Origin of the sequence: Flavobacterium sp. ACN6, from assembly GCF_002304005.1 — a bacterium.
GTDB lineage: Bacteria > Bacteroidota > Bacteroidia > Flavobacteriales > Flavobacteriaceae > Flavobacterium.
The window spans coordinates 119,583-131,605 of the sequence record NZ_MRCQ01000005.1; the positions used below are offsets into that span (position 1 = coordinate 119,583).

Below are 12,023 nucleotides of genomic sequence, written 5' to 3' on the forward strand. Positions count from 1 at the left end.
TTGGAAAAGTTATCAATATCAAAAATGCCATTTTCAACAAATAGCAGCATATCAACTTATCTACAAAATGAATCTATTTTTAGTTGTCAACCGTTGTTAATTAAAATACAAAAAGACTTATAAATTAATCTTTTAGCTCCATATAAGTATGTTGATAACTCTATATAACTAAGAGAAACTTCATTTCAATACTTTTAAAAATAAATTTATTCGACATATTAACACACTATAATAACCAACAAATTTTTTTAAATTTTTAAAAATCTTTTTTGTTGTATTTAATATATGTTGAAAACTAAAAAAGTTTAAAAAGAAAAAAATTGAATTTTAGTTTGAAAAAAGAATCTGTCTAAACGATTTTGAGAGGATTGTTTAGTCTGTCCAAAATTTCCTGAACTTGTTCAAAATCGTTTGGATGAACTTTGAGTTTGATGCCGCCCAATGCAGCCGAGTACATTGGAACAAAAGAAAGTGTCATTTCGTTTTCAAAAAAATATGGAATTTCTTCTTGTTCGAGTAAGTGTTTGAGAACCACTGTTTCGTGTTGATAATTGAATACGGCGATCGTCTTAAAGCTTTCCATATAAGGTGTTTTTGTAAATGTACGAAAAGTTATATTTTTAATAATTCTATTTGTTAAAAAGTATTATCTGATTTCTTATTTGTAATTTTAAACCTTATAAGAAAAGATATATGAGTAAGAAAATTAGAAAGCCGATAAAAAAAGAGAAAGATTTCTCTGGAAAAATAATAAAGATTTTATCGCAAAATGCTAATAAACCATTCAATTATAAACAGATAGGAGCAAAGCTTGAACTTGATGATACTAATAGTAGAAATCAGATTATAAAGGAATTAAAGATTCTAGCTTCGCAAAATAAAATTATAGAATCAGAACCTGGAAAATATCTAGTAAAAGCCGAAAGTCAGGATTACTACGAAGGAACAATAGATATGACGAGCAGAAAAACTGCTTATTTTATTTGTCCAGATTTTGCAGAAGATGTTTTTATTCCCACCAATAATTTGAATCGTGCATTAGACAAAGACAAAGTAAAAGTTTACGTTTATAACAGAAGAAAAGGAAAAAGACCTGAAGGTGAAGTAATTGAAGTTGTCGAAAGAGATAAAACAGAATTTGTTGGTGTAATTGATATGCAGCCAAATTTTGCTTTTGTTTCGACTGCAAATCCTAAAATGTATACCGATATTTTTATTCCAAAAGATAAAATTGGAGAAGCAGAAAACGGTGATGTTGTTTTAGTTAAGATTGAAGATTGGCCAAAAAGAGCTGATAGTCCGTTTGGATCTGTCATTAAAGTTTTGGGAAAACCTGGTGAACACAATACCGAGATTCACGCTATTTTAGCTGAATACGGACTTCCTGCAGATTTTCCAGTAGAAGTAGAGGTTTTTGCACAAAAAATAGATACTTCAATTCAGGAATCTGAAATTGCAAAACGTCGTGATATGCGTGATACGCTTACGTTTACGATAGATCCAAAAGATGCAAAAGATTTTGATGATGCATTGTCTTTCAAAAAATTAGAAAATGGAAACTTCGAAATAGGAATTCACATTGCCGATGTTTCGTATTATTTAGAAGAAGGAACAATCCTGGATGATGAGGCTTATCAACGCGCCACTTCGGTTTATTTGGTGGATAGAGTAGTGCCAATGCTTCCGGAAGTTTTATCTAATTTTGCGTGTTCATTACGTCCAAATGAAGAGAAATATACCTTCTCTGCAGTATTTGAAGTTTCTCCAACTGCGCAGGTTATTAACCAATGGTTTGGAAGAACTGTAATTTATTCAGATCAGCGTTTTGCTTACGAAGAAGCACAATATATCATTGAAACAAAAGACAATACAATTCCGGTTGATGTTTCAATTACAGGTGAATCGTATGTTGTTTCAGATGAAATAACCGAAGCCACTTTAAAGCTAGATGAATTAGCGAAGATTTTAAGAAAGAAAAGAATGCAGAATGGTGCTATTTCTTTTGATAAAGTAGAAGTTAAATTTAATCTGGATGCAGAAGGTGAACCAGAAGGTGTGTACTTCAAAGTTTCAAAAGATGCCAATCATTTGATTGAAGAATTCATGCTTTTGGCCAACAGAAAAGTCGCAGAATACATTGGAAAACAAAAGAAAACATTTGTTTACAGAATTCACGACGAACCAAACGAAGACAAATTAATTGCGATGCAAACCGTAATTGCTAAATTTGGTTATAAAATTGATTTCAGAAATAAAGGAGATATTTCGAAATCATTGAATGCTTTGATGGAAGAAGTAAACGGTAAAAAAGAGCAAAATTTAATTGATACTCTTGCGATTAGAAGTATGAGTAAAGCTAAATATTCGACAGAGAATATTGGCCATTACGGATTAGCTTTTGATTATTACAGCCATTTTACATCGCCAATTCGTCGTTATCCAGACGTTATGGTACACCGTTTGTTACAGTATTATTTAGATAACGGAGCTTCTGTAGACGAAGAAACTTATGAAACAAAATGTCTGCATTGTTCAAACATGGAAAGTTTAGCAACTAATGCGGAACGTGATAGTATTAAATACATGCAGGTTAAATACATGCAGGATCACCAAGACGAAGAATTTCTTGGCGTTATTTCTGGTGTTACCGAATGGGGAATTTATGTTGAAATCGTTTCTAATAAATGCGAAGGAATGGTAAGAATCAGAGAAATAAAAGATGATTACTATACTTTCGATGAAAAACAATATGCATTGGTTGGAGCAACTTCAAACAGCATTTTGCAATTGGGAGATGAAATTTATGTTAAAGTAAAAAATGCCGATTTAGTGAAAAAACAACTTGATTTTCATTTTTTACGAAGAGCAGAATAATTATTAATTAAAAAAAATAAAAGTATGAGAAAGCTAATAATTGGAGCAGCAATTTTATTTGTACAAATGTCTTTTGGTCAAGTGACCAAAGAATTAGGAGATTTTGACAGCGTTAAGGTTTACGATAAATTAAGTGTAAAATTAGTGCAGTCATCTGAAAATAAACTTGTGATAAAAGGAGCAAGAGAAGCAGAATTAGAAGCTGTTAATAAAAATGGTATTTTAAAAATAAGAATGCCTTTTCCAAAACTTCTTTCAGGAAACGATCTTGAAGTAACTTTGTATTACAAACGCATTGAATTAATCGATGTAAATGAAGGTGCAGAAGTTACAAGCAAGGAAACGCTAAAAGCAACTTCATTTAAAGTAAGCGCACAAGAAGGTGGAAAAATCAACGTAGATTTGGATGTTGATAAGCTAAAAGTGAGTTCAGTTTCTGGTGGAGAAATCACTGCAACTGGTAAAGCTGATAACCTTGATGCAGGTTTAGGAGCCGGCGGTTATTTCCTTGGAAGTAAATTATTAACCTCTCAAACGAAAGTAAGCGTTTCTGCGGGCGGAAAAGCAGATGTGAATGCTTCGACCTTAGTTGATGCAAAAGTAAGCGCAGGAGGCTCTATTTACATTTATGGGAAACCAAAGCAAATAAATCAAAAAACAGTTTTTGGTGGTAAAATCGAAGAAGTAAAATAACAACTAGTATTTTGATGATAAATGATATTCTGGCTGGACTGCCATGGGGACTTTTTCTAAGCTTTATGGTAGGTCCGGTATTTTTTATACTATTAGAAACCAGCATTACAAAAGGATTCAGAGCTGCAATTGTCTTTGATTTTGGTGTAGTTCTAGGTGATATCTTTTTTATAGCAATTGCTTATTTAGGAAGTTATAGATTGATTTCCAGTTTAAAAGATAAACCTGCACTATTTATTTTTGGTGGAATTATCATGCTGGCTTATGGTATTATTTCTTTCGTAAGATTGAAAAATGACGAAAAAATTGATGACGAAGAAATTGATCGTGATATTATAAAAAGAAATTACGGAAGTTTATTCATAAAAGGTTTTTTACTCAACGTTATTAATATCGGTGTTTTAGGATTTTGGTTAGCTGTTATTATTTCAATCGGACCAAAATTAGAAATGCAGAATTCAAGAATGATTACTTTTTTTACCGCTGTAATTATCACTTATTTATTGGTTGACTGCCTTAAAATAGTATTAGCCAAACAATTAAAATCTAAAATGACACCAACTAACATCCTAAAAATTAAGAAAGGAATTAGTATTGTTTTAATGGTTTTTGGAGTAGCTTTAATCACTCAAGGCTGGTTTCCAAAAGAAAAAGAAATGGTTCGAAATGCTTTTGAGAAGATAGAAAAGTAGTTGTTAATAACTCAAAAATATAAAATTAAGCCTCTGAATTTAAGAGGCTTTTTTGTGTTTATAACTGTTAGTTTAGAACTTTGTCAAAGTTTCAAACTTTGACAAAGTTGAATCCAGTTTGTCATTCTTGAGAAACGAAGAATCACACAAGTAATTCCGTAAGCAATATCTCCAATCTTTGTAGAGTTACTAGTGTGATTCTTCGTTCAGAATGACAAGATTGTGGAAAAATTAAACATACAAAAAACTTTCAAGGCAATTTAAAGGTTTTGAGTTATCGTCTGGATTCGAAGGTAATCTTTATCTAATTTTTTCAAAAAATTAAACATAAAAAAACCTTCAAATTGCTTTGAAGGTTTTAGAGGCATCGTCCGGATTCGAACCGATATATTTAATTAATTTTTTCAAAAAATTAAACATAAAAAAAACCTTCAAATTGCTTTGAAGGTTTTGAGGCATCGTCTGGATTCGAACCGATATATTTTAATTAATTTTTTCTAAAAATTAAACATAAAAAAACCTGTAAGTTTCCTTGAAGTTTTGAGGCATGGTTCGGATTCGTACCGATATATTTTAATTAATTTTTTCTAAAAATTAAACATAAAAAAAACTGTAAGTTTCCTTGAAGTTTTGTGACATCGTTTGGATTCGAACCGATATATTTAATTAATTTTTTCTAAAAATTAAACATAAAAAAAACTCTAAGTTTCCTTGAAGTTTTGTGACATCGTTTGGATTCGAACCGATATATTTAATTAATTTTTTCTAAAAATTAAACATAAAAAAACCTTCAAATTGCTTTGAAGGTTTTGAGGCATCGTCCGGATTCGAACCGGAGTAGGAGCTTTTGCAGAGCCCAGCCTAGCCGCTCGGCCACGACGCCATTGCTTGAACGGATGGCAAAAGTAACTAAAATCTTTAAATTTCAAAAGTTTCAAAGTAACTATTTTAAAATTTTAAGTTTTTAATTAGAAAAATTACTTTCTATTTTCCGTCAATTTTATGGTAACTGATTCAACATCACCGCCAATAGGAGGATTTATTTTAGAAACCCAAACTGTAGTTTTTTCTACCATTTTAATCTCTGCAAGCACTCGAATATTGATTCTTTTGGCTACATGCTCTAATAAATGCGAACGAATTGCCATTTCTTCGGTAACAATTTTGTTCAAATGAACGTAATCAACAGTGTCTAAAAGATGATCTGTTTCTGCAGATTTCTGTAAATTGGTTTTAATTTTTAGATCGACAGTGTAATCAGATCCTATTTTTCCTTCTTCAATTAAACATCCATGGTACGAAAAAGTGCGAATGTTTTTAAGTTTTATAACTCCCATTTTTATTATTTTATTCTTGTAGTATTTGGATCTTGGTAATTTGATGTTACAGCTAGTATGAAAACAGTTTTCTTGTTTTCATCAACTTTAAAATGAATAGTGTAAGGAAATTTCTTTAAGGGTAAGGTTCTAACAGTATTATACTTTTCTTCAAAAAAAGGAATATTTTCTAATGTTTTACGGTAACTTTTAAATTCTAAATAGAATAATTTTCCTACTCCTTTACTTTTAGATTCATAATAATCGGCAGCTTCATCAACTTCAAGTTTAGCTCGTGAAAGAATTTGAAGTTTAAAATTGTCTACAGCCATTTCTTATCCATTTCCTTTTCAAAATCATCCCAACAAATATAATCTTCTGGCTTAGCGTTTTTAATACGTTCTAAAACCATTTCCTGTTGCCATTGCGGAACTTCATTCTCTATGTTTTCATTGATAGAAACATCTGGAACATGTTTAAAAAAACTAATAAAAGTTTCGTAAAAATCGTCTGGAATTGTAACGGTTAATTGTCTCATAACTTTTAAAATTTATACAAAAATACTAATAATTTAGTTTCACGTTTAAAGTTTCACGTTTAACGCCAGTTAAGTAACTTTAAACCTGAAACCTGAAACCTTTTTTTTATCTTTGCTAAAATTACTATAAAATAATGGCATCAGAAGAGAAATCACTCAATTTTATTGAACAAATCATAGAGGAAGATTTGAAATCAGGTCTTTCGCAAACTAAACTTCATTTTCGTTTTCCACCAGAGCCAAACGGTTATTTACACATTGGACACGCAAGTTCTATTGCTTTAAATTTTGGTTTAGGAATTGATTATCAGTCACCTGTAAATTTACGTTTTGACGATACCAATCCAGAAAAAGAAGAGCAGGAATTTGTTGATGCGATTAAAAAAGATGTAGAATGGTTGGGTTACAAATGGGCCGAAGAGCGTTATGCATCAGATTATTTTCAACAATTGTATGATTGGGCAGTTTTATTAATTAAAAAAGATAAAGCGTATGTTGACAGTCAATCTTCTGAAGATATGGCGATTCAAAAAGGGACTCCATCAACTGTAGGGACTGATAGTCCATTCAGAAACCGTTCTGTAGAAGAAAATTTAGATTTATTCGAAAGAATGAGAAACGGTGAATTTGAGGCTGGAACTCATATTCTTCGCGCAAAAATTGACATGAAATCAACCAATATGCTGATGCGTGATCCTATCATGTATAGAATTTTGCACAGGCATCATCATAGAACTGGAGATGATTGGAAAATTTATCCAATGTATGATTGGGCACACGGACAAAGTGATTATTTAGAAGAAATCTCACACTCATTTTGTACGCTAGAATTTTTGCCTCATAGAGAATTATACGATTGGTTTTTAGATCAGATTTTAGACGAAAATAGATTACGTCCAAAGCAGAGAGAATTTGCAAGACGTAACCTTTCACATACCGTTGTTAGTAAAAGAAAATTACAGCAACTAGTTAAAGAAAAGCACGTTAACGGTTGGGATGATCCAAGAATGTCAACTATTTCTGGATTAAGAAGACGTGGTTATACAGCTGCTTCATTGCGTAATTTTGCCAATACAATTGGTATTGCAAAACGAGATAATTTGATCAATGTATCGGTTTTAGAATTTTGTATTCGTGAAGATTTGAACAAAATTGCACCTCGTGTAATGGCCGTTTTAGATCCGGTAAAATTGGTAATTACAAATTATCCTGAAGGAAAAGAGGAGTGGTTAGAAGCGGAGAATAACCAGGAAGATGAAAATGCTGGTTTCAGAAAAGTGCCTTTTGCTCGTGAATTATACATCGAAAGAGAAGACTTTTTAGAAGAAGCTCCGGCTAAATTTTTCCGTTTAACTTTAGGAAAAGAAGTACGTCTTAAAAATGCCTATATCATTAAAGGTGAAAGTGTTATAAAAGATTCTGAAGGTAATATTACAGAAATTCATGTCACTTATGATACTGATTCTTTAAGCGGAAGCGGAACAGAAGCAAGCCAAAGAAAAGTATCTGGAACCTTACATTGGGTTTCTATTTCACATGCAGTTGAAGCAGAAGTTCGTTTGTACGACCGTTTATTTACAGATGAAGCTCCAGACAGTTATAAAGACAAAAATTTCTTAGATTTTGTTAATCCAAATTCACTAGAAATTGTAACTGGATTTGTGGAACCAAGTTTATCAACAGCTCAAAATGAAGATAAATTTCAGTTTCAACGTTTGGGTTATTTTACTGTTGATAAAGACTCAAGTGCTTCAAAATTAGTATTTAACAAAACTGTTGGATTAAAAGATGCTTGGGAAGAAAAGGGTAAAAAAGAAGAAAACAGCATTAATAATTCTTTAAAAGAAATCAATAAATATTTTAAAGTTGATAGTAAACCAGAACGTATTGCAATTGAAAGTGCAATAGGGGAGAACATTAAAAATGTTACTAGTTTTTCACTTTTACAGAATTCATTAAAGAAGAATATCAGCAATAATAAAGCTTCATTGTTATTTGCTCAATTTATTTTGAAATATTCAACTTGGAAATCAACTGATTTTGAAGAAGAAGATGTTAAAAAATTATATTCAATGTCCTTGAAAAGTGAATCAACTTATGTTAGATCAAAAGCACTTTTAAATTTGAGAGATATTGAAGAAGTAAGTTTCAAAAATCAATATGATGATGAAATTTTGAAATTATATTCAAATCCTCCAAAAAATGCATCGGAGAGAGAAAATGAAATTCTTGCCGAAATGGTAAAGAAGTAAAATAATTAAAATCTATTGAAAAGCGCTTTTTAAAAGCGCTTTTTTATTATATATAAAATTTATTAAAAAATAATTTTCTATAGATTTTATAAATTAAAATCAGCTTTCATAAATTAAATTTAAAGCATTTTTTTAATTCTTCCACCTCGTTAATCTTATTTGTAAAATTCGTTTAGTAGAAGTCTTTATTTCAGTTTTTTTCCTTTTTTACTCCATTTTTAAGATTTTGATTTAATTTTTTCTCCGACGAAATTTTTTAAATAAAATTTAAGCAATAAATTCGATTAGAAATATTAAATATAATTTTAATCTATTATAATTATATTATTTATAGTTTATATGAATTATTTATAAAATTGATTGTTTGTAATTATACATAAATTTTAACAATTAAAACTAACAGTCATAATTATTTTAAAATTCTTTCCATTTCAATAATTCTGATTTTAAAAAAAAATAGAATCGGAACTTACTTCAATTTCTCTCCTTTAAATTACCAATTTCTGTGTATAAATTAATTTGATTAAAAAATCTATAATTATAAATTGTTATAATAATTAATATAATTTATAATTTATTAAATTTTAATAGTTTTTATATATTAAAAATAACGATAATAAATGAATTTTAAAGCTGTTTTTTAATGAAGTCGATAATGTAACTCATTTTTTAAATTATTGTTTATATATGATCTTTATTTTAGTTTTAGCTGTTATTTTTATCAGTTTAACGGGTTGTTAACATACAATTGTTTATAAAGTTGCTATTTTTAACTTAATAAGTAGAAGTCAGAAATGATTTTTATAAAATTAAAATTTGCCGTTAAAGAAACTAAAATGAAATCTGATGTTTTTAAAAACTCGTAATTTTTATTGCATCAGCTTTTCAAAATTGATTTCTTGTAAAGACAATTTTATGTTCTCATTTTTATTGTGATGTAATCTTGATAATATTTCGCGTAAAAGGTATTTTTCAAATTGTATCATAATGTACAAAATTCCATAATGTTGAATTTGTGTGAAGCTTTAGTTTTCAAATTTCAAATCTGATCATTTTTAATTTAAATCTAATTATCATGAAAATTTTATATTTTACGCTAGCCGTGTTATTTGCAAATGTTGCAATTTCACAAACACATCAAATTACAAAACACAATGGTGAACAACTTGATGTTAATTTCATAAAAAACGAAAATGGTTTAGTTTATTATTCTTTGAACGGAAGTTCTGAAGAAGTAAAAATTAGCAAACACGCTGTTTCATCAATTACTAATAAGCAAACCAAACAAACTCAGAAAGTTTCTGATAAAATAATAGTAGATTCAAAAGATGATTACAAAATGGTAACTGTTCTGCCTCAAGAAAAGACAATAGGACTGAAGCAGGCAGCTAGTTTTACAGGTGTCTCGACAAGGACGAAAGGTGAACCGCCTATTGCTAATCAGAATCAAACTGCTATGAGAATCAAAACTAAGTCAGCTTCCAACGGTTATCCTTTTGTGAGTATCATTGAAAAAGGTGATGGAAAGTATGAAGCGGTTTCTTATGTGTATTAAGTTTTTGTAAATAACTTTTAGTCACCAATTTATAATTCAAAAAGAAGTATCTTTATTAATCACTTAAATAAGAATATTATGTCAAATAATTCAAATACAATTGCAGCAATTTTAGCTGGTGCTGCAGTAGGAGCGGCAATCGGAATTTTATTTGCTCCAGACAAAGGATCAAAAACCCGAACTAAAATTAAAGAAGGAATTGATGATGCAAAACATAATTTGCAGGATTCTTTTGAAGCAAGTTCTGAAGTGCTTCGTGAAAAATTCACAAGCGCAACACATAATCTTGATGGAACGTTGAATGATTTACTTTCAAATGTAAGTCATAAAACAGAAGAAGTGATTACTTTTTTAGAATCTAAGTTGGCTGATTTAAAGGCACAAAACGCTAAACTTCAGAAATAAAATCTATTAATTTGTATAAGAAGCACATAACTTGCTTATTTTTATAAGACAGTTTTGTGCTTTTTTTATTTTAAAAAATCAATTATGGCTTTTGAAGAATTAAAAGAGAATACTGAAAAAATCCAAGATCAAACTAAAGTTTACATAGACAGTCATTTGGCTTACTATAAACTTTGGGGTTTTAAAGTAGCAATGAAATCGACAACGTTGATTTTTAAATTTACGTTGATATTATTATGCTTTACGATGGTTTTAATTTTCGGATCTTTTGCAGCAGCTTATGCTTTTGGAGAATTGTTCGAAAGTAATGCACTTGGATTCTTAGCAGTAGGAGGGATCTATCTTTTCTTTACAATTTTACTTTTCTTTATAAAGGATAAAATGGTTGAAGGACCAATTTTAGAGAAATTTTCAGAAATATTTTTTAACGATTAAGACTTATGGAAAAGAAAAAATACTCATCATATGCTGAAATCGACAGAGATTTGGAAATCTTAAAACTACAAAAAGATATTAATTATCAGAGATTAGTTTTAAGTTTTCAGAGAACAAAAGAAAGCATAACACCACAAAATATAGTGAGCGGATTTGTTTCATCGTACACAGATTACTTTAAAAATTCTTATCCACAAATTTTACAATCTATTATACCTTTTGTTATCAATTGGTTTACAAATAAAAAAAGAGGCAATTAAGCCTCTTTTTAGTTTTATTATTGTTGAACATCTGGTTGAATGTCATCTTCATATCCAGATTGAGGTTGAATTGGTTTTGGTTTTTCAACCTTTTTATTATTTTTCTTCATCATTTCTCCAACTTGGTTTGAAGCAGAGAATGAAGCAACCATATTGTTAAGCATATCACTTCCGGCTTGTGGAGAGTTTGGAAGCAAAATTAAGTTAGAATTTGTATCTGCTCCAATTGCTTGTAAAGTATCATAATGTTGTGTAACTACAATTAAAGCAGAAGCTTCCTGCGAATTAATTCCAACATTGTTTAAAACTTCAACACTTTCTACAAGACCTCTTGCAATTTCACGACGTTGATCTGCAATACCTTGTCCTTGTAAACGCTTACTTTCTGCCTCAGCTTTTGCTTTTGCAACGATTCTAATTCTTGAACTTTCAGCTTCAAATTCTGCAGCAGTTTTTTCTCTGTCGGCAGCATTAATTCTGTTCATGGCATTTTTTACCTGAATGTCTGGATCAATATCGGTAACCAAAGTATTGATGATATCGTATCCGTATGTTGACATTGCTTCGTTTAATTCACGTTTTACGGCAACTGCAATATCATCTTTTCTTTCAAAAACATCATCCAATTTTAATTTAGGAACTTCGGCACGAACTACGTCAAATACATAAGAAGTAATTTGATCATGCGGATATTCTAGTTTATAAAATGCTTCGTATACTTTTTCCTGGATCACTTTAAATTGAACTGAAACTTTCATTTTGATAAAAACGTTGTCTCTAGTTTTGGTCTCGATGATAACATCTAATTGTTGAATTTTAAGATTTACACGTCCGGCCAATCTATCAACCAACGGAATTTTAAGTTGTAATCCTGAATTTCTTACGCTATGGAATTTTCCAAATCGCTCGATAATTACAGAACTCTGCTGTTTTACAGTAAAGAAAGACGACATGAAAATGAAGAATGCCAATACTAAAAAGATAATAAATGCTGTACTCATGG

The 12,023-nt window shown here is 30.0% G+C and carries 13 protein-coding genes and 1 tRNA gene; 8 read left to right on the top strand and 6 right to left on the bottom strand.

The window, feature by feature from the left end:
- Window positions 1-349: 349 nt before the first annotated feature.
- A complete protein-coding gene (locus BSF42_RS09480) occupies window positions 350-583 on the bottom strand; it encodes a DUF2007 domain-containing protein (protein WP_095952847.1) in 234 nt (77 codons plus the stop codon).
- Between the two features lie 110 nt (window positions 584-693).
- Here BSF42_RS09480 and rnr point away from each other — a divergent pair, with 110 nt between their 5' ends.
- The 3 genes from rnr to BSF42_RS09495 are packed head-to-tail and all read left to right on the top strand — an operon-like array spanning window position 694 to window position 4,259.
- Window positions 694-2,874, top strand: a complete 2,181-nt coding sequence (gene rnr / locus BSF42_RS09485) for a ribonuclease R (protein WP_095952848.1) — start codon at window positions 694-696, stop codon at window positions 2,872-2,874.
- A gap of 24 nt (window positions 2,875-2,898) precedes the next feature.
- Window positions 2,899-3,567, top strand: a complete 669-nt coding sequence (locus BSF42_RS09490) for a head GIN domain-containing protein (protein WP_095952849.1) — start codon at window positions 2,899-2,901, stop codon at window positions 3,565-3,567.
- Window positions 3,568-3,581: 14 nt separating this feature from the next.
- Complete coding sequence (locus BSF42_RS09495; RefSeq protein ID WP_095952850.1) at window positions 3,582-4,259, top strand: LysE family translocator; 678 nt, start codon at window positions 3,582-3,584, stop codon at window positions 4,257-4,259.
- A gap of 812 nt (window positions 4,260-5,071) precedes the next feature.
- Here the strand turns inward: BSF42_RS09495 and BSF42_RS22380 are convergent.
- The 4 genes from BSF42_RS22380 to BSF42_RS09510 all read right to left on the bottom strand — a co-directional run bounded on the left by BSF42_RS22380 (window position 5,072) and on the right by BSF42_RS09510 (window position 6,113).
- A tRNA-Cys gene (locus BSF42_RS22380) sits at window positions 5,072-5,142 on the bottom strand.
- Window positions 5,143-5,236: 94 nt separating this feature from the next.
- Complete coding sequence (folB, locus tag BSF42_RS09500) at window positions 5,237-5,596, bottom strand: dihydroneopterin aldolase (protein ID WP_095952851.1); 360 nt, start codon at window positions 5,594-5,596, stop codon at window positions 5,237-5,239.
- A gap of 5 nt (window positions 5,597-5,601) precedes the next feature.
- A complete protein-coding gene (locus BSF42_RS09505; protein WP_095952852.1) occupies window positions 5,602-5,907 on the bottom strand; it encodes a type II toxin-antitoxin system RelE/ParE family toxin in 306 nt (101 codons plus the stop codon).
- Window positions 5,898-6,113, bottom strand: a complete 216-nt coding sequence (locus BSF42_RS09510) for a hypothetical protein (protein ID WP_095952853.1) — start codon at window positions 6,111-6,113, stop codon at window positions 5,898-5,900. The genes BSF42_RS09505 and BSF42_RS09510 overlap by 10 nt, the downstream gene beginning before the upstream one ends.
- A gap of 134 nt (window positions 6,114-6,247) precedes the next feature.
- On the opposite strand from BSF42_RS09510, the gene BSF42_RS09515 reads away from it, so the two are divergent.
- The 5 genes from BSF42_RS09515 to BSF42_RS09535 all read left to right on the top strand — a co-directional run bounded on the left by BSF42_RS09515 (window position 6,248) and on the right by BSF42_RS09535 (window position 11,020).
- On the top strand, window positions 6,248-8,365 hold the full coding sequence (locus tag BSF42_RS09515; protein ID WP_095952854.1) for a glutamine--tRNA ligase/YqeY domain fusion protein: 2,118 nt from the start codon (window positions 6,248-6,250) through the stop codon (window positions 8,363-8,365).
- A gap of 1,075 nt (window positions 8,366-9,440) precedes the next feature.
- Entirely contained in the window at window positions 9,441-9,920 is a 480-nt protein-coding gene (locus BSF42_RS09520) for a hypothetical protein (protein ID WP_095952855.1), read from the top strand.
- A 78-nt stretch (window positions 9,921-9,998) separates the two neighbouring features.
- Window positions 9,999-10,325, top strand: a complete 327-nt coding sequence (locus tag BSF42_RS09525; protein ID WP_095952856.1) for a YtxH domain-containing protein — start codon at window positions 9,999-10,001, stop codon at window positions 10,323-10,325.
- A gap of 84 nt (window positions 10,326-10,409) precedes the next feature.
- Window positions 10,410-10,760, top strand: a complete 351-nt coding sequence (locus tag BSF42_RS09530; RefSeq protein ID WP_095952857.1) for a competence protein — start codon at window positions 10,410-10,412, stop codon at window positions 10,758-10,760.
- A gap of 5 nt (window positions 10,761-10,765) precedes the next feature.
- Window positions 10,766-11,020 (top strand): DUF6327 family protein, encoded by a 255-nt coding sequence (locus BSF42_RS09535; RefSeq protein ID WP_095952858.1) that lies wholly within the window; start codon window positions 10,766-10,768, stop codon window positions 11,018-11,020.
- Window positions 11,021-11,037: 17 nt separating this feature from the next.
- Here the strand turns inward: BSF42_RS09535 and BSF42_RS09540 are convergent, their stop codons facing one another.
- On the bottom strand, window positions 11,038-12,021 hold the full coding sequence (locus tag BSF42_RS09540; RefSeq protein ID WP_095952859.1) for an SPFH domain-containing protein: 984 nt from the start codon (window positions 12,019-12,021) through the stop codon (window positions 11,038-11,040).
- Window positions 12,022-12,023: the final 2 nt, after the last annotated feature.